This is a genomic window from Pirellulales bacterium, from assembly GCA_035533075.1.
In the GTDB taxonomy this organism is placed as follows: domain Bacteria; phylum Planctomycetota; class Planctomycetia; order Pirellulales; family JAICIG01; genus DASSFG01.
On sequence record DATLUO010000202.1, the window covers coordinates 1 to 17,658 of the forward strand.

Annotated in this window: 14 protein-coding genes; 5 read left to right on the forward strand and 9 right to left on the reverse strand. The window is 65.0% G+C overall.

Going from position 1 to position 17,658, the window contains the following annotated elements; translation table 11 throughout:
• The first annotated feature begins 304 nt into the window (after nt 1-304).
• The 3 genes from VNH11_26035 to selA all read left to right on the forward strand — a co-directional run bounded on the left by VNH11_26035 (nt 305) and on the right by selA (nt 3,567).
• Nucleotides 305-967 (forward strand): 2OG-Fe(II) oxygenase, encoded by a 663-nt coding sequence (locus tag VNH11_26035; GenBank protein ID HVA49854.1) that lies wholly within the window; start codon nt 305-307, stop codon nt 965-967.
• An 11-nt stretch (nt 968-978) separates the two neighbouring features.
• A complete protein-coding gene (gene waaF, locus VNH11_26040; GenBank protein ID HVA49855.1) occupies nt 979-2,049 on the forward strand; it encodes a lipopolysaccharide heptosyltransferase II in 1,071 nt (356 codons plus the stop codon).
• 105 nt (nt 2,050-2,154) lie between these two features.
• Entirely contained in the window at nt 2,155-3,567 is a 1,413-nt protein-coding gene (selA, locus tag VNH11_26045; GenBank protein ID HVA49856.1) for an L-seryl-tRNA(Sec) selenium transferase, read from the forward strand.
• Between the two features lie 508 nt (nt 3,568-4,075).
• Here selA and VNH11_26050 read toward each other — a convergent pair.
• Entirely contained in the window at nt 4,076-4,429 is a 354-nt protein-coding gene (locus VNH11_26050; protein ID HVA49857.1) for a hypothetical protein, read from the reverse strand.
• 259 nt (nt 4,430-4,688) lie between these two features.
• Between VNH11_26050 and VNH11_26055 the strand changes: the two genes are divergently transcribed.
• Nucleotides 4,689-5,411, forward strand: a complete 723-nt coding sequence (locus VNH11_26055) for a PDZ domain-containing protein (GenBank protein HVA49858.1) — start codon at nt 4,689-4,691, stop codon at nt 5,409-5,411.
• A gap of 49 nt (nt 5,412-5,460) precedes the next feature.
• On the opposite strand, the gene hpnH is transcribed toward VNH11_26055, so the two are convergent.
• The 6 genes from hpnH to VNH11_26085 all read right to left on the reverse strand — a co-directional run bounded on the left by hpnH (nt 5,461) and on the right by VNH11_26085 (nt 12,354).
• The gene (gene hpnH, locus VNH11_26060) at nt 5,461-6,600 is read right to left on the reverse strand and encodes an adenosyl-hopene transferase HpnH (protein ID HVA49859.1); all 1,140 of its coding nucleotides are present in this window, start codon (nt 6,598-6,600) and stop codon (nt 5,461-5,463) included.
• A 67-nt stretch (nt 6,601-6,667) separates the two neighbouring features.
• On the reverse strand, nt 6,668-8,614 hold the full coding sequence (shc, locus tag VNH11_26065; GenBank protein HVA49860.1) for a squalene--hopene cyclase: 1,947 nt from the start codon (nt 8,612-8,614) through the stop codon (nt 6,668-6,670).
• A gap of 201 nt (nt 8,615-8,815) precedes the next feature.
• Nucleotides 8,816-9,913, reverse strand: a complete 1,098-nt coding sequence (locus VNH11_26070) for a glycosyltransferase (GenBank protein HVA49861.1) — start codon at nt 9,911-9,913, stop codon at nt 8,816-8,818.
• Between the two features lie 4 nt (nt 9,914-9,917).
• Nucleotides 9,918-11,087 (reverse strand): glycosyltransferase family 4 protein, encoded by a 1,170-nt coding sequence (locus tag VNH11_26075; GenBank protein HVA49862.1) that lies wholly within the window; start codon nt 11,085-11,087, stop codon nt 9,918-9,920.
• On the reverse strand, nt 11,084-11,638 hold the full coding sequence (hpt, locus tag VNH11_26080; protein ID HVA49863.1) for a hypoxanthine phosphoribosyltransferase: 555 nt from the start codon (nt 11,636-11,638) through the stop codon (nt 11,084-11,086). The genes VNH11_26075 and hpt overlap by 4 nt, the downstream gene beginning before the upstream one ends.
• Before the next feature lie 8 nt (nt 11,639-11,646).
• A complete protein-coding gene (locus VNH11_26085; protein HVA49864.1) occupies nt 11,647-12,354 on the reverse strand; it encodes a hypothetical protein in 708 nt (235 codons plus the stop codon).
• A gap of 102 nt (nt 12,355-12,456) precedes the next feature.
• Between VNH11_26085 and VNH11_26090 the strand changes: the two genes are divergently transcribed.
• Entirely contained in the window at nt 12,457-13,746 is a 1,290-nt protein-coding gene (locus VNH11_26090; GenBank protein HVA49865.1) for an MFS transporter, read from the forward strand.
• A gap of 492 nt (nt 13,747-14,238) precedes the next feature.
• Here VNH11_26090 and VNH11_26095 read toward each other — a convergent pair whose 3' ends face one another.
• Both VNH11_26095 and VNH11_26100 read right to left on the reverse strand, forming a co-directional pair.
• Nucleotides 14,239-16,311 carry a prolyl oligopeptidase family serine peptidase gene (locus VNH11_26095; protein ID HVA49866.1) on the reverse strand — a complete coding sequence of 691 codons (2,073 nt, stop codon included), beginning with the start codon at nt 16,309-16,311 and terminating at the stop codon, nt 14,239-14,241.
• Nucleotides 16,312-16,373: 62 nt separating this feature from the next.
• Nucleotides 16,374-17,540 carry a Fic family protein gene (locus tag VNH11_26100; protein ID HVA49867.1) on the reverse strand — a complete coding sequence of 389 codons (1,167 nt, stop codon included), beginning with the start codon at nt 17,538-17,540 and terminating at the stop codon, nt 16,374-16,376.
• Nucleotides 17,541-17,658: the final 118 nt, after the last annotated feature.

The following is a 17,658-nucleotide window of genomic DNA, read 5'->3' on the forward strand; positions in this document are numbered from 1 at the left end:
CCTGAACCCTGAACCCTGAACCCTGAACCCTGAACCCTGAACCCTGAACCCTGAACCCTGAACCCTGAACCCTGAACCCTGAACCCTGAACCCTGAACCCTGAACCCTGAACCCTGAACCCTGAACCCCGAACCCTGAACCCTGAACCCTGAACCCCGAACCCCGAACCCTGAACCCCGAACCCTACTCCAACTCGTCTTGCCAAGAAGCCGGCGTTTTGTTCAAGTTCACCCGCCCCAATGGCCGAACAGACGTTGTTTGGCCGCGGGCCAGGCCTGGCGAGAACTGACAAGGAGCTGAAATCATGGGCGCACTCGATTTCGCGGCCTTCCGCGCCGCTGAGTTGGTCCGAAAACCGTTCGACTACCTGGTGCTGCCCGGCTTCGTCCGGCCCGAAGCGCGCGCGGCGATCAACGCCAGCTACCCCAAGATCGAGCGTCCGGGCAGCTTTCCGCTGAGCGAGGTGACCTACGGCCCGGCGTTCGGCAACCTGGTCGCCGAGCTCAACGGCGACGAGATGCGCGCGGCCTTCGAAGAGAAGTTCGGCATCGACCTTTCGGGCCGCCCGACGATGGTCACCGTGCGCGGCTGTGCCAGCGCCAAAGACGGCCGCATCCACACCGACACGCCCTCGAAGATCATCACCGTGTTGGTCTACATGAACTCGAACTGGGAAGCGCCGGGCGGCCGGCTGCGGTTGCTGCGGTCGGCCGACGATCTCGACGACGTGCTTGTCGAAGTTCCGCCCGACGAAGGCACGTTGCTCTGTTTCCGCCGGTCGAACAATTCGTTCCACGGGCACAAGCCGTTCGTCGGCCAGCGTCGCGTTTTGCAATTCAATTGGGTGACGGAGCAGCGGATTGTCGACCGCGAGCTCAAGCGGCACCGTTTTTCGGCCTGGACCAAGCGCATCCTGTCGCTCGGCGGCCGCTCGGCGGAGGCGGCGGAGTATCGGACCGCCTCGTAGCCTGGAACGCCATGAGCAGCGAACCCCTTCTCACCCGCTCGTTCGATCGCATTCTGCTCATCAAGCCGTCCGCGGTGGGCGACATCGTCCACACGTTGCCGGTGCTGGTGCGGCTGCGCGAGCGTTATCCCGATGCGCAGATCGATTGGCTGGTGACGCCCGAAAACGCCGATCTGGTGCGGCACCATCCCGACCTGTCGAACGTGGTGCTGTTCGACCGGCGGCGCTATGCGCGGTTCGGACGCGAATGGTTTGCCACCAAGGGAATGCTGGGCTTGCTCCGCACCCTGCGTCGTTCGCAATATGAGTTGGTGGTCGACCTGCACGGTCAACTCCGGTCGGCATTGTTCACGGTGGCCAGCGGGGCGCCGTTTCGCGTCGGTTTCGAGCGGGCGCGCGAAGGGGCCTGGCTGGTCTACTCGCACCACATTCCGCTGCTCGATCGCCAGGCGCACGCGGTCGATCGATATTTGTGGCTGGGCGAAGTGTTGGGGTTCGAGCCGGGCGTGCCCGACTTCCGCATTTATCTGCCGGAGGCGGTCGAAGAGCGCGTCGACGATCTTTTGTCGCGACACGGCCTCGCCTCGCACCCGTTGGCCCTGCTGGTGCCGGGCACGGTGTGGCAAACCAAGCATTGGCGCGTGGAAGGCTTTGCCGGCGTCGCGAGGCATTTGATCCAGCGCGATTTCAGAGTGATTCTGGCCGGCGCGCCGAAAGACCGCGCTCGCTGCCGGCAGGTGGCCGCGCTCGCGCCGGCGGTGTGCGACTTGTCGGGCCAAACGACCTTGGCCGAAATGATCTCGCTCGTACGCCGCTCGGAGTTGTGCGTCACCAACGATTCCGGCTCGATGCACCTGGCCGTGGCGCTGGGCCGGCCGGTGGTGAGCGTGTTCGGCCCCACGAGCGCCGCGCTGACCGGCCCCTACGGCCGCACCGACGCCGTCGTGCAGGCCCACGTGCCGTGCTCGCCCTGCCTGTTGCGCAAACTGGCTCACTGCCACCATCATCACATCTGCATGGAGGAGGTGACGACGGGCATGGTCGTACACCGCCTGGAGAGCCTGTTGGCCCGTGCCATCTGACTGAACCGAAGCGCAATGCACCTTCAGTCCGCCGCATCTTGATCGCATCGGGCAAGGCTGTCATATTGCGCGTCGGTTCACCACCACCCATCGAAAGCCGCACTCATGCCGAGCAACTTGCTGCGCAATCTTCCATCCGTCAACGAACTGCTGGAAAGCCCTCCGTTGAAGGGGCTCGTCTCGCGCGTCAGCCACAACGTGGTCGTCGGCCGCGTGAGGTCGTTCCTCGATGATTTGCGGACGGAGATTCAGGCCACGGCCGCGGAGGTCAAGTTTCCCGACGTGAAGGAGCTGGCCCAGCGGATCGCCGAACGAATCCTGGAGTCCGACAAGCCGCAGCTTCGGCCCGCGATCAACGCCACGGGCGTGCTGCTGCACACGGGCCTGGGCCGCGCGCCGCTGGCCGAGGAGGCGATTGCCGAGATGGTCGCCGTGGCACGCGATTACGCCAGCGTGGAACTCGACTTGGCCACCGGGCAGCGATCGCAACGCGTGTTGGCCGTCGAGGGATTGCTCACGGAACTCACCGGCGCCGAGGCCGCGCTGGTCGTCAACAACAACGCGGGCGCCACGATGCTCGCATTGGCGGCCCTGGCGGCGGGCCGAGAGGTGATCGTCTCGCGGGGGCAATTGATCGAGATCGGCGGCAGCTATCGCTTGCCCGAAGTGATGGCCACCAGCGGCGCCGTGCTGCGCGAAGTAGGCACCACCAACAAGACGCGGCTCGACGACTACGATCGGGCGATCGGCGAGGCGACGGCGGCCCTGATGCTCGTCCATCCCAGCAACTTTGTGGTCGCCGGCTTCAGCGAGAGCGTGTCGCTGGCCGAGTTGGCGAAGCTCGGCCGATCGAAGAGCTTGCCGGTGATTCACGACATCGGCTCCGGGGCCATGATCGACTTCGCCGAGTTCGGCTTCGCCGACGAGCCGGTGGCCGCGACAAGCATCAAGCAGGGGGCCGACGTGGTGCTGTTCAGCGGCGACAAACTGCTGGGCGGGCCGCAATGCGGCGTAATCGTCGGTCGGCGCGAGTTGATCGACAAGATTTCCCGACACCCGCTCACGCGCGCGCTGCGCGTCGACAAGCTGACCTTGGCGGCCCTGGCGGGCACCTTGCGGCTGTACCGCGATCTGGAGAAAGCGAAGCGGCGGCTTCCCTTGTTGCAGCTCTTGAGCACGTCGCTGGACAACCTGCGGACGCGGGCCGAGCGACTCGCGCCGCAGATGGCGACGAGTCACGCGATTGCCGCCGCCGATGCGATTGCCGACGTCACTTACCTGGGTGGCGGCGCGGTGCCGACGCAGCAGCTCGACACCTGGTGCGTCGCGCTGACGCCGGCCGAGATCAGCGTCGATCGGCTCGCTGCCCGTCTGCGCACCGGGCAGCCCTCCGTGGTCGGCCGCGTTCGTGACGAGCGGCTCTACCTTGATCTACGAACCGTTTTCCCGCGGCAGGATCTCGATCTGGTGGCCGCCGTGCGGGCGGTCGGTGAGAATCTGTCCGCCAAGGCAACCTAGCGTGGGAGAGGCATGTGCAAAACCGTCGATTTCGGCTGTGAAAAAGCAGCGGGAATTGGCGAGGAAACTGTCGCACTCGCCACATCCGGGCTTGGGCTGCGCGCGCGAAGCGACACGCGTGTCGCGTCCGCGCGGCGCCGACAAGCAACGGGCCGCGCGGATTGAGCGTCGAAACGCTCGCGCACGACCGGCCGCCGGGTGCGCGACAAAAGCGCCTCGCGCGGCGCCTTCGCAGGGCGCGCCGTCTCGAACGCCGGAATCAAAACGAGTCCCTCGTACCATGAGAAAAGCGCCGCGCGCGGCGCGTTTGTTCTGCGCCGTGTCGAAGGCCGGGACCAAATGAGTCCCTCGCGCAAAACAAAAGCGACACGCGCGTGTCGCTTTTGTTTTGCGCACCGTGTCCGCGTGACAGGGCGCCCGCCTGCGAGTATCGCCATAAGATGTTAAACCGTAAAGGCTTACAGAGGAACGCACGCGGACTTCCTCGTCTCGGCACCGAGCGGGTGTCTCACGGTGACTGCGATCTGGCCTCCTCATCTGCCAGCAGTTTCAACTCGGCCGTCAGCGATTTGTTGTTGGCCTGCTTTAACTGTTTGGTCCGCTTCGTTATCTCATCAAGCGTGGCGCCCTCTTCCTGCATCTCGTTGAAGAGCTGTGCCATGTCTTTTTCCAGGCGGTATTTGTGCTTCAGAAATGCGTCAGTTGCCGCCTGTCGCCGCCGCTGCTGTCCGGCCAATCGTTGCGCCTGCCTCTCGACTTGCTTGGCCTTCGACCAGTTCGCGAGCCAATCAGCAGCGAGGGGGGCAAAGACGCAGCTAACACCAGCCAAAACGATCAAAGCATGATGGCGGTAGTCGGGCAAACGGTAGGGGCAGGCGACCTTCGAGAGATCGACGAAGCGCCCCTCGACGAGGTTGCTGGAGGTACTCGACGCCCTCAACGTGCTGCTGACGGACATTCAACCGAAGTCGCACCAACTCCAGAACATTGGACGTGACAAACGTGTCGCCTGCCGCGCAGGCCGAGGCCCGCGCGTAGAGCGGCCACGTCGCTCCCGATGGGCACGGTTTCTGCATTCCCAGTCAGCGGGGCATTGCGCCTTAGACAACGGGAGACGAACCATGTTCAGCAAACTTTCGCAAACCGGTTTCGCATTGGCCATCGTGGCGGGCATGCTGCCGATGGGGAAACGCGTGGTCCAAGCACAGACGTTTCGACAAGAAGCACGCATGCGAGCGCGTGCCGATCGGCAAATCGGACGAGCCGAAGCCCGGACCTTCGGCAACTTCGACCCAGGATATTACGCGTATCCTGGATACTCTTCGTATTACGTGCCCGGCGGCTACTACGCTTACGGCCCCGTCTACGGCGGACCAGGTTACTACGGCCCCGGTTACGCCGCCGACGGCTACGCCAGGCCGCCCTATCCGCGGCAGCGGGCGTACCTGGGCATTACCATGAGTGAGACGCCCGACGGCGTGGTGCGGATTTCGGGCGTGCGCAGCAACAGCCCGGCCGCCGAAGCCGGCCTGCGCGTGGGCGACGTGATCCTGGCGCTCAACGGCCGCGAAATTTACTCGGCTCAGGACGTTTCGCGGATGGTGGCCCGACATGTTCCGGGCGACGCGGTCGCGCTGGACATCGATCGCAATGGGCGGAACGATCGCGTCGAGGCGCTGCTGACGGGCCAGACCGGTCAGTTTGTGGCCGGGGCGCCGGTCGGTGGCGGCTTTGTGCCCGATTACGTCGAGCCGACGTTCGATCAGCCCGGTCGAATACCGCCCATGCAAGCTCGCCGCCCCGGCAACGCGGCGATCGATCCGAATCTCGACCGCGCGTATTGATGAGTACGCCCTGCGCAGTTGAGCTTCATGGTTCGACTGCGCGGGCGCTTCACCTCGCCAGGACCGGCAATTCATAAACCGATGCAGGCTTCTTGCCGCCGGCCTCCGGGTGGGAGGTCGGCCTTTCCGGCCGACCGCGTTCGGCGGCGGCGGCCAACTCCAGTTCGCTTACGCGGCGCGGGCCGATCACGGTCAGCCAAGCGGTCTTGAAAAAACCCCGCCAGGAGTGGAACGTCTCGCGCACGGCCGTCGGCTCGTGGCCGCAATGGACCATGCAGTCACGACACTTCGGGTTGCCGCTGGCGCGGCCATAGGCGGGCCAGTCGGTCGTGCGCATCAGCTCGTCGAAGGTCTCGGCATAGCCGTCGCCCAGCAGATAACACGGCTTCTGCCAGCCGAACAGATTGTAGGTGGGCGTACCCCAGGGCGTACACTCCAGCTCCATCGTGCCCTTGAGGAACTCCAGAAAAAGCGGCGACTGGTTGAATCGCCAATGCCGCTTGGGGTTTGCGAGCAGCCGTAAAAAGAGTCCCCGCGTCTGCTCGCGCCGCAAAAAGTGCTCTTGGTCGGGCGCCCGCTCGTAACTGTAGCCGGGCGAGAGCATCATCGCTTCCACGCCCAGTTCCATCGCCGTGTCGAAGAACTCGCGGAACCGCTGGGGGTCGGCGTCGTTGAACAGCGTGGTGTTCGTCGTCACGCGAAAGCCGGCGGCAATGGCCGCCTGGATGGCCCGCACGGCGACCTCATACACGCCGTCGCGGCAGACCGCCCGGTCGTGCTCGTCGCGCGGGCCGTCCATGTGTACGGAAAAGGAAAGGTATTTCGACGGCTTGAAGCGCGGCAGGCACTCCTGGAGCTTCAAGGCGTTGGTGCAAAGATAGACGTATTTTTTGCGGGCGACGAGCCCTTCGACGATCTCGGCGATCTGCGGGTGCAACAGCGGCTCGCCGCCGGGCACCGAGACCATCGGCGCCCCGCACTCGTCCACCGCCCGAAAGCACTGCTCCGGCGTTAGATTCCGGCGGAGGATTTCGGCGGGATATTGGATCTTGCCGCAGCCGGCGCATGCCAGGTTGCAGCGAAAGAGCGGCTCGAGCATCAGCACCAGCGGATAGCGCTTCACGCCGCGCAGCCGCTTGCCGAGCACGTAGGTCGCGACGGTCCACATTTGGGAAAGGGGAACGGACATGCCAATTCTCCGATTTTGGATTTTGGATTTTGGATTCAATCGAAAATCCAAAATCGAAAATCCAGAATCACCTCTGCCATCGTGCCAACGCCAACAACGGAAAGTAAACCCGATACAAGTGATAACGCAAATAGAACACCAAGGGAAATCCGGTGCCGGTGAAGGCGGTTTCGTCCCATGAGCCGTCGTCGCGCTGCTGCGAAACGAGATACCGCAGGCCGCGGAGCGTGGCTGGGTCGTCGCGGCGGCCGGCGGCCAACAGGCCCAACACGGCCCAGGCCGTTTGCGACGCCGTCGCCGGCCCCTGGCCGCGCAGCGCGGGATCGGCGTAGGTGTCGCACGATTCGCCCCAGCCGCCAGAGGGCTGTTGATGGGCCCGCAGCCATTCGGCCCCGGCGGTCATCAGCGGATCGTCGCTGGGCACGCCGATGGCCGCCAGCCCGGTGAGCACCTGCCAAGTGCCATAGATATAGTTGACGCCCCAGCGGCCGAACCAGCTTCCATCCGCCTCTTGCGAGGAGCGGAGGTAGGCCACTGCGCGGTCGATGGCCGGGTCGCCCACGCGACGCCCCAGCGTGCCGAGCGACTCCAGCACCCGTGCCGTCAAATCGGGAGTGCTGGGGTCGATCATGGCATTGTGGTCGGCGAAGGGCACATGGCAAAGAAACTCGGCGTCGTTGTCGCGGTCGAACGCCCCCCAGCCACCGTCGCGGTTCTGAAAGGCCAGCATCCAGCGCTCGGCCAGAGCGATCGCCTTCGTCGTCCGTTGAAGCAGATCGCCCGTCGGGCCATCGCCGCCGGCCGGCCGGTCGTCGTCGACCGAGGCCACGAACTGTTCGGCCAGCGCCATCGCCACCATGGCCGTGTCGTCGAGATCGGGATAAAAGTCGTTGGCGTGCTCGAAGCACCAGCCGCCCGGCTCGGCCCGCACTTTTTTCGACCAGTCGCCCGACCGCAGTATCTGCTTGTCGAGCAGCCAGGCGACCGCCCGATCGGAACCGTCTTGGGCCTGCCGCGCGCCGGCAAGCGCCCGAAGGGCCAAGGCCGTGTCCCAGACGGGTGACTTGCAAGGTTGCAGCCGCAAGGTGTCGTCTTCTTCGATCATCAGGCCCCGCAACTGCTCGTGGCAATAACGCACCTGGGGCGAATCGTCGTCGTGGCCCAGGCATTTCAGGGCCACGATGCTCCAGATGATGGGCGGAAAGATCGCTCCCAGTCCGTCGCTGCCGGCAAAGCGTTCGGTCATCCATCGCGCCGCCGCGTCGATCGCCCGTCGCCGCAAAGGCAGCAGGCGATGGCGCTGGCACCATTTCCAGAGGCCGTCGGCGACGCGAAAAAAACGGTCCCAGCTCAGAGGCCCCGTGCCGCCTTTCAGACCGGGGCAGCGCAGCGGCGGCCAGCGGTGGGGCGGCTGCAAAAACAGCTCGCGGATGCCCAGCCGCGGAGCGAGCGACCGCACGGGCCGGAAAGCCGACATGATCGAGAGCGGCACCAGGATCGTGCGGCTCCAGGAGCTGATCGAATAAAGATTCACCGGAAACCACGTCGGCAACAGCAAGAACTCCGGCGGCACGGCCGGGCATTCTTCGTAGGAAATCTGGCCCAGCAATGCCAGATAGTAGCGAGTGAAGCTATTGACCGCGTCGGCCCCGCCGTGTGCCAGGATCGCCTGCCGGGCGCGCTGCATGTGCTCGGCGCTGGCCGGGTGCCCGGTGAGCTTCAAGGCGAAGTAGGCCTTGACGCTGGAGCTGACGTCGAGCTTGCCGCCGGGGTAGAGCGTCCAGCCGCCTTCGGGCCGCTGTTTCGACAGGATGTATCGGGCGGCCTTGTGGGCTTCGAGCGTGTCATTCCGGCCCAGCCAGGCCAACAACAGAATGTATTCGCTTTCCAGGATGGTGTCGCCTTCCAGCTCCCCGCACCAGTAGCCTTCGGCGTGCTGTGCCGAACGCAGCCAATCGGCGGCCCGCTCGGTTGACCGGCGGATTTCGCCAAACAAATCCTCCGCGCCGGGCACCCGCGCAGCCGATTTCGCTGTCGACGCGGTCCTGTCGAATGCGAACGCAGCAAGAGTGTGGCCCGGTTCCATGCCGACCTCAACGGGTATTTGCCGGCGGTCTTCCCTGACTCGCGACCGCCACGTTTGCGCAAAAGCTTATGGCATCGGCGCACGACCGGCAAGGGCAGTAGCAAGCTCGCTGGTTCCACGTTGCCGCCGCTAGCCGAGAAGTTCGCGATACAACGCCCCATGTCGCTCCACCATCTTCTCGACGCTGAACTCGTTCAGCATGCGTTGGCGGCCCGCCGCTCCCAAACGAGCGGCCAGCTCCGCGTCTTCGAGCACTCGCTGAGTGTGGCGAGCGAAGGCGGCCCGGTCGCCGATCGGGACGAGATAGCCCGTTTCGCCGGCCACGACCAGGTCGCGATTGCCCGTTATGTCCGTCGCCACCACCGGCACGCCGGCGATCATGGCCTCCATAATCGCGTTGGGCAGCCCCTCGTATTCGCTGCCGAGCCACAGCACGTCGAAGTGCGGCATGAGCCGCGGCACGTCGGAGCGGTGGCCGAGAAAACGGACCTTGTCTTCGATCCTCACCTGCCGCTGATACTGCTCCAACCGCGGACGGTGCGGTCCGTCGCCGACGATCAGCAAATACACGTCGTCGCGAATCACCTTCAGCAAGTCGGCGGCCCAAATCAGGTCTTTGATCCGCTTCTGCGGCCAGAGCCGGCCCACGGCGCCCACCAGCCGGGCATGGGCCGGCAAGCCAAGCTCGGCCAGCAACTCGCACCGCGTCACCTCGCTGGGCGGCGGAGCCTCGATGCCGTTGGGGATGACCACAAACTTCTCGCCCGCGATCCCGTGCCGCTGATAAAACTCGCGAATGCCGCTGCTGTTGACGACGATGCGATCGGTCCGCCGTGCCAGCCAGCGATCGATGGCCAGCTCGTGCCATACTTTCCACGGATCGACGCACCGCTCGGAAGCGACAATGCGTCGAACGCCGGTGGCCAGCGCGGCGGCGCGTCCATAGCTGTTGGCGGCGAACAGCCAGGTATGCACCAGGTCGGGCCGCAGGGAGGCCACCTGCCGCTTAAGCCGCCAGAACGCCGCGGGATCGACCTTCGACGATTTGCCGATGATCGTCAGCGGCACACCGGCCGCTTGCAAATCGTGCTCGTAAGGCCCGCTGCGCGTGAGCGCGCAGACGTGCGGATCGAACTCGCCGCGCGGCAGCCGCGTGGCGAGCAGCATGAGCTGCTTCTCGGCGCCCGATCGGTCGAGCGTGGGTATAATGTGCAGAATCCGTGGCATAACGTTAATGATCGAGCAATCTTTGGAACAACTCCAGATGCCGGTCTACCAGCTTATCGAGCGAAAACCGCTGGCTCGCCTGTCGTCGGGCTTCCTGGGCCAACGCGTCGGCCAACTCGCGGTTCTCGATCAGCTCGACGATCGTCGCGGCCAACCGATCGCTGTCGCGCGGCGGCACCAGACGCCCGCTCACGTGATCTTCGACGATCGCCTGGTTCGCCGGGATGTCGCTGGCCACCACCGGCAGGCCGATGGCCATCGCTTCCAGCACCGCCAGCGACATCCCTTCTTCCAGCGAGGGCAAAACAAACACGTCGGCTGCCCGCAAGAATTCTTCGACGTCGTCGAACGGTCCGGCCAGATAGACGAATCCCCACAGGCCAAGATTGCCGATCAGCTCGTTGAGCTGGGTGCGATAGGGACCGTCGCCCACCAGCCACAGCCGGGCTTCGGGCAACCGCTTGAGCACGCTGGGCCAGGCCCGCACCACGTATTCGAGCCCCTTCATGGCGTGCAGTCGGCCGGTATAAACGACCAGCGGCGCCTGATTGCCGATGGCCAGCGAGGCGTCGGCCTCGGCCAGGTCGGCACGGGCCGCGGCGCGGTCCGCCTCGTCGCGCGGTTCGGGTATGGCCACGCCGTTGGGAATGTAATGGATGCGGCTCCGCGCGTAGCCGGCCACGATCAACTCGTGCTCGATCGCCGGGCTGGGGGCCACGAAGGCCTGGGCTTTTTGGCAGCGCCGCTTGATGCTCAGCCCGAAGTTCGCCTCAAGCTGCCAATGACAATCGCCCGTCAAGCCGGCCCCTTCGGCGCGCAGCACGATGGGGAAGCCGCCACGCTGGGCGGCGGCCACGGCGGCGTAAGCGTCGTGCTTGAGCATCGAGACATACACCAGGTCGAACGACGAGCGGTGGCTGCGCAGCCAGCGGCCGACGGCCCGCATGTAGCACCACGTGCCCCAGACGCGCGTTTGCGGATTGGCGAGGCGGATGACACGGACCCCGTGGTGCTCGATCTCGGCGGGCCAATCCGGCTGCCAGCGCGCGGTGAGAATGGTGGTGGCGGCTCCCTTGGCGTGCAGGCCGCCGGCCAGCCGCGCGGCCATGATTTCGGCCCCGCCCACCAGTGGCCAGAAACGCCGTGTTACGAGCACCACGCGCGGCGGCGTCACTGTGCCGGTCCTTGCTGGCCCGGTCCGTGCTGGGCCGGTCCTGGACCGAGCTCGTGGGCTTCCAGGGCCGCCACGTAGGGCAGGTTGCGGAACGCATCGTGATAATCGAGGCCGTAACCGACGACGAACTCGTTGGGAATCTCGAAACCGACGTAGTCGGGCCGCACGGCCACACTCTGCCGTCCCTGCTTGCGCAACAGCACGGCGCTTTCCAACGACCGCGGCGAGAGCTCGTCGAAGTCGATCAAGAGCTGCTCCAGCGTCTGGCCCGTGTCGAAGATGTCGTCGACGAGCAGGACGCGATGGCCGCGGATTTCCGGCAGCAGGTCGGCGTTCACGGCCAGCGCGCCGGGGCTGGTGGTCTTGCCGCGATAGCTGCGGCACTGCACCACTCCCACGCGCAGCGGCATGCGGAGATGGCGAATGAGATCGGCCAGCAGAACGACGCTGCCGGTGAGCACGCCGATGATGGTCAGCGGCCCGTCGCCGTAGTGCGCGGTGATTTCGCCTGCCAGCCGCTCGACGCCGGCGCGAATCTGCTCTTCAGACAACAGGATTCTCAATGGGGTAGCGGTCGCCTTTGCCTCGCGGACGTGCGGCCGGTCTGCGCCAGGCGGGACGCCGCCGATTCTCTGGCCGAGGCCGCGGCTTCTTTGTCGATTTGCAACTTCAGTTCGCCCGTGGCCTGTTTGGCGGCAAGCTGGTAGAACATCGCGGCCACGCGTGGCTTGCCGGCCTGGGCGGCATCACGCGCCCGCTTGACGTTTTGCACTGCTTCGGCCTGCTGGCTGGCAAGCTCGGCCGCTCGCTGCCGTCGCGCCTCGGCGACGCTGGAGGGCGGAACCTGGCCGGCGGAACTTTGCCGGGCGATCGCCAGCCGCCGCTTGGCGAGATACGCTTCCGCGGCCGACCTTTGTGACTCCCGCCCCGCCGATGCACGCTCAAGGGTCGCATGATCGAGAGCATCGAGGTCTTGCACGGTCGCCCGTAGCGAGGTCCGGCTGCTGCTCAAGTTCCGGCCAAACGACCGGTTGCCCGGAAACAGTCCGGAGCCATAGGCCGTGGAACCCATGCTCGACCGGCCGACGCCTCCCAGTGAAACCGAACCGCGGTCGGGAGCCGAAACGGAGGTGTTGACGCCGAACGTCGAAATGGACGGAAGCTGCACGACGGCCGGGACCTGGGCCGCGGCCGGCCCCAGCGGTTCCGCGCAATCGAACGCGATCGCCAGCAGCACAAGAACGGTCAGCCGTCGCAAAGTTGCCATGATGTCGGTGCTCCCTCGGTGCAGTCGGGCACGGAACCAATCCGTGCAGCACCCTATTATAGGAATTTTGGCCGGGCGCGAACAGCACGCTAGAATGGCCCGATGAGTTTCGACGAAAGCATCGAAAGCGAGCCTGAGCCGGAAGCGCTGCTGACCGTGCCGCACGACCCATACACCGCGCTGCGGCTGCGGAACTTTCAGTATTACCTGGCGGGCAACTCTCTGGCCATCTTCGGCATGCAGATGCAGACGGTGGCCGTGCAGTGGGAAATCTACGAGCGCACGCGCTGGCCCTTGGCCCTGGGCCTGGTCGGGCTGGTGCAGTTCCTGCCGGTGGTCTGCCTGACGTTGCCCGCCGGACACGAAGCCGACCGCTCGCACCGCAAGGCCATCGTCATGATCGCCATGCTGTCGATCGCAAGCTGCTCGCTTGGCCTGGCGTGGGTCTCGCGGACGCAGGGCGACATCGGCTGGATGTATCTGCTGTTGCTGCTGAGCGGAGTGGCCCGCGCGTTCTTGCAGCCGGCCAAAGCCTCGCTGCTGCCGCAGATTGTGCCGCGCGACGCATTCAGCAACGCGGTGACCTGGAACATGAGCGCTTTCCAGCTTGCCGCCATCCTGGGACCGGCCGCGGGCGGGCAGCTCATCGGCTATTCCGGCCGGGCCTGGCCCGTCTATCTGATCGACGCCGCATCGACCGCGGTCTTTTTCGCGCTGCTGGCGGCGATGCACGTGCCGAAGCATGCCGCCACGGCGTCGGCGAGCACGAGCAAAGCGCTGTTGGCCGGCTTTCGCTTCGTGTGGCGGAACAAGATCGTGCTGGCGGCGATTACGCTCGACATGTTCGCCGTGTTGCTGGGCGGGGCGGTGGCCTTGTTGCCGATCTATGCCGAAGACATCTTGCAGGTCGGCGCGCAGGGGCTCGGCTGGCTGCGCACCGCTCCGGCCGTCGGAGCGCTGGTGTTCTCCTTTGTGTTGGCTCATCGCCCGCCGATCGAGCACGCGGGCAGGACGCTGCTGTGGGTGGTGGCGGGCTTCGGCGCGGCGACGGTCGTGTTTGGGGTCTCGCAGTCGTATCCGCTCTCGCTGGCGATGCTGTTTCTGACCGGGGCCTTCGACATCGTGAGCGTCGTCATTCGCCACACGCTGGTGCAGCTTCTCACGCCCGACGACATGCGGGGCCGCGTTTCGGCCATCAACAGCGTATTCATCGGCGCCTCGAACGAACTGGGCGCCTTCGAATCGGGGCTGGTGGCCCAACTCTTCACTCCGGCGATTTCCGTGGTGTCCGGCGGCATCGGCACGCTGGTGGTGGTGCTTCTCGTGGCCGCGGTTTGGCCGCAGCTCCGTCGCTACGGACGTTTGCAAAGCGAACCGCGGAGTAATTCGTGAAGAGTGGTTTGGCTGCCGAAAACCGTCAACAATCGCTTGGTTCCGGTATACACCAACCCGAAGCGCTAGCGAGGAGCACGAAAAACCGGGAAATCCTCGCTTGCGCTTCGGGTTAGTGTGAAATGGGAACGGGTTGGGCGAAGCTTTACCAATGCGCCTTCTTAACTCTTTGTGAGGCAATCGGTTAAGGCAATGACAGCGATCCATCCAAAGCTACTAATCTGTGCGCCCCGCGCCGCGCGCGGCGCGAGGCAGCCAAAACCGGTCAGCCCACATTGACGCCAAGCGACCGTAACATGGTTACCGAACCGCCCTCCCGGTGATGTCGAATTCGTCGGCACCGCGACGCGCGCTTCGCGTCCCCGCCCGGTTTTTGCCGCTATCCGCCGCGCGCGGCGCGTCCCCGCCGAGTTTGCCGGCAGGCGCCGCGCGCGGCGCGTCCCAAACAGAATCAACCGGCACGCGCAGCGCGCTGCGCGGGGAATTTGAGCGTCAGCGGCTGAGGGCCGCGGGCACGTCAACGTCGAGCATCTTCACCAGAAAGGCGTAGCCGTCGGCCATCTCTTCGATGGCCTTCGAGGTGGGAATGCCGGCGCCGTGCCCGGCACTGGTCTCGATGCGGATCAAGATCGGGGCGTCGCCGGCTTGCGCGGCCTGCAAAGCGGCGGCAAACTTGAAGCTGTGCGCCGGCACCACGCGGTCGTCGTGGTCGGCGGTCGTGATCAGGGTCGGCGGATACTCCGTGCCCGGCTTGATGTTGTGCAGCGGCGAATACGCCAGTAGCGCGGGGAACTCGTCGGCGTTGTCGGCCGAACCATATTCCGAGGCCCAGGCCCAACCGATCGTGAACTTGTGAAACCGCAGCATGTCCAACACGCCCACCGCCGGTATCGCGGCGCCGTACAGATCGGGCCGCTGCGTGAGACAGGCGCCCACCAGCAAGCCGCCGTTGCTGCGGCCGGCGATCGCCAGCTTGTCGCGCGAGGTGTAGCCTTCGTCAATCAGCCACTCGGCCGCGGCGATAAAGTCGTCGAACACGTTTTGCTTCTGCGACTTCATGCCCGCTTCGTGCCACGCCCGGCCGTATTCGCCGCCGCCCCGCAAGGTGGGCATGGCGAACACGCCGCCCAACTCCAGCCACACCATCCGCCCCACCGAGAAACCTGGCGTCAGCGAAATGTCGAACCCGCCGTAGCCATAGAGATAGGTCGGCCGCGGCCGGTCGGGCTTCAGTCCCTTGCGATGCACCAGAAACATCGGCACGCGCGTGCCGTCTTTGCTGTTGTAAAACACCTGCCGGGTCTCGTAGTCGGACGCCTGGAAAGGCACCTCCGGCTCGCGGAACAGCTCGCTCTTTCCCGCGTCGATCTCGTAGCGATAGATGGCCGGGGGCGAGACGAAGCTGGTGAACGAATAAAACGTCTCGCGGTCCGCTTGCCGGCCGGTGAAGCCGCCCGCGCTGCCGATGCCGGGCAAAACCAATCCGCCCAGCGATTTGCCCGACAGATCGAACATGCGGACCTGGCTCTTCGCGTCTTGCAAATAGGCGGCGAAAAAGCGGTCGCCCACGACGTGGACTTCTTCCAGCGTATCTTCCGCTTCGGGCACGATCTCCCGCCAGCGATCGCGGGCCGGGTGTTCCAGGTCGATGGCCACCACGCGGTTGCGCGGCGCGTCGAGATCGGTCCGCAGCCAGAACGTCGAACCATCGTTGCCGAGAACATCGAAGCGGGCCTCGAAGCCGGTCAGCAGCTCCACGACTTCGGCCTTCGCGTGGCTGAGATCGAGATAGAACAGGTTGTTCTTCCGCTCGGTTCCGTGCGTGACCACGATCACCAGCCAGCGGCCGTCGTCGGTTACCTGGCCGTGAAAGCCCCACTCCTTTTGGTCCTTCCGCTGATAGACGAGCTTGTCTTGCGACTGCGGCGTGCCGACGCGGTGATAGTAAAGCTTTTGAAAATAGTTTTGCCCGGTCAGCTCCTCGTCGGGCTTCGGCTCGTCGTAGCGGCTGTAATAGAAGCCCTGGCCGTCGTTGCTCCAGCTTGCCCCGGAGAACTTGACCCACTTGAGATGGTCGTCGAGATCGTCGGCGGTTTCGACGTTTCGCACGCGCCACTCTTGCCAGTCGGAGCCGGCCGCGGCCAGGCCATAAGCCAGCAGTTTGCCGTCGTCGCTGATGGCCGTGCCGGAGAGCGCGATCGTGCCTTCCTTCGAAAGCGCGTTGGGGTCGAGCAGCGTGCGCGGCTCGGCATCGAGGGCCGGCGCCCAGTAGAGCACGCTCTGGTTTTGCAGGCCGTCGTTTCGGGTGTAAAAGTAGCGTCCGCCACGGGCTTCGGGCACGCCGTACTTTTCGTAGTTCCACAGCTCCGTCAGCCGGCGGCGGATGGCGTCGCGCTGGGGGATCTTTTCGAGCACCGAGAAGGTGAGCTTATTCTCGGCCTCGATCCAGGCCCGCGTCTCGGGACTGTCGGGATCTTCCAGCCAGCGATACGGGTCGGGCAGCTTGGCGCCGTGATAATCGTCGACCTGATCGCCTCGCCGGGCTGTGGGGTATTTCAGAGGCATCGTTCCGATCCGCTTGAGCAGGGATTCGTCCTTTACGAGTGTCGGGCGAGACCGATGCCGCGTCAAGGCAACGCATCGGTATCTTTCGTCAGAACGTCGAGGTAGGCGTGGTAGGCATACACTCGGTCCCGGCGGCGGCCCGTGGTCTCGCGCAAGATGTTGGCTCTACACAAGGTGGCGACGGCTTTGGCGGCGGTCGGTTTTGTCGTTTTGAGTAAAGACATGGCTCCCGACAGCGTCACGATCGGTCGGCCGGGCAACGCGTCCCACAGGCGGACGGCTGGGATGGTCGCATCGCGCATGCGGAGCAGACGCTGGCGGTCTTTGTTCAACAACGCAAATAAGCTTGTCGCCGTGGCGATGCCGTCGTCGGCCGCTTCACGCACACATTCCAGGAAATAGGCCGTCCAGCCTTCCCAGTCACCAGCGGCACGCACGGCGGAAAGGCAACGATAATACTCCTCGCGATGCCGTTTGAAGGCCAAGCTCAAATAGAGCAACGGCGATTGCAACAGCCCCCAATGCTCCAGCAGCAAAACAATGAGCAGGCGGCCGATACGTCCGTTGCCGTCCAAAAATGGGTGAATGGTCTCGAACTGGACGTGCGCCAGACCGGCGCGCACCAACGGCGGCAAGGGATCGTCGGCATAGAGCCAACGCTCCAACTCCGATAATTCCTGCGGCAAAGCGTCGGGCGGCGGCGGCACGAACGAGGCGTTGCCCGGTCGCGTTCCGCCGATCCAGTTTTGCGACGTGCGTATCGCTCCCGGCTGTTTCTCGGCGCCTCGCGCCCCGCGCATCAGCCGGTTGTGCGCCGCGCACAGCAAACGAACGCTCAAGGGCAGGCCTTTGGGCCGAGCGATTTCGCGGCGCGCGAAGGCCAAGGCATCCACGTAATTGCAAACCTCGCGAACATCGTCCAAACGATCCGCGTCATGCGTCGCCTCATAGGTCAGCACGTCTTTCAGCGTGGCCTGAGTCCCTTCGATTTGCGACGAAATCACCGCCTCTTTGCGGACGAAGCCGTACAGAAACCAATTGGGGCTGGGAACCATGACGCCGGCCACCGCCAGGCGGCCGACGGCGGCCAGTGCGGCGTTGTGCAGGGCGAGCAGCCTTTCATCGAGCACGAGCGGAGGCTCGGCCGGCGGAAGGGGTCGAGGCTGGAACGACCGCACTTCTTCGCCCCCGACGTTCAAAACCCGAAAGCTGCCGGTGGTCCGCGTCATCGAAATGCGATTGCCAGGTTGTTCGTTAGTAAAGGATTCTTTACTAGCGAGTTGTGTTAGTCAAGGATCCTTTACTAAGCCGGGTATCGAGAGCGACGTGCTTTTCTCCACGGCGTTT

What these genes read in the sequence shown, in the direction of transcription:
- VNH11_26100 (HVA49867.1), bottom strand. Translation starts at nt 17,540, where the DNA reads ATGACGCGGACCACCGGCAGCTTTCGGGTTTTGAACGTCGGGGGCGAA.
- VNH11_26070 (HVA49861.1), bottom strand. Translation starts at nt 9,913, where the DNA reads ATGCCACGGATTCTGCACATTATACCCACGCTCGACCGATCGGGCGCC.
- VNH11_26085 (HVA49864.1), bottom strand. Translation starts at nt 12,354, where the DNA reads ATGGCAACTTTGCGACGGCTGACCGTTCTTGTGCTGCTGGCGATCGCG.
- VNH11_26090 (HVA49865.1), top strand. Translation starts at nt 12,457, where the DNA reads ATGAGTTTCGACGAAAGCATCGAAAGCGAGCCTGAGCCGGAAGCGCTG.
- VNH11_26055 (HVA49858.1), top strand. Translation starts at nt 4,689, where the DNA reads ATGTTCAGCAAACTTTCGCAAACCGGTTTCGCATTGGCCATCGTGGCG.
- VNH11_26095 (HVA49866.1), bottom strand. Translation starts at nt 16,311, where the DNA reads ATGCCTCTGAAATACCCCACAGCCCGGCGAGGCGATCAGGTCGACGAT.
- VNH11_26035 (HVA49854.1), top strand. Translation starts at nt 305, where the DNA reads ATGGGCGCACTCGATTTCGCGGCCTTCCGCGCCGCTGAGTTGGTCCGA.
- waaF (HVA49855.1), top strand. Translation starts at nt 979, where the DNA reads ATGAGCAGCGAACCCCTTCTCACCCGCTCGTTCGATCGCATTCTGCTC.
- selA (HVA49856.1), top strand. Translation starts at nt 2,155, where the DNA reads ATGCCGAGCAACTTGCTGCGCAATCTTCCATCCGTCAACGAACTGCTG.
- hpnH (HVA49859.1), bottom strand. Translation starts at nt 6,600, where the DNA reads ATGTCCGTTCCCCTTTCCCAAATGTGGACCGTCGCGACCTACGTGCTC.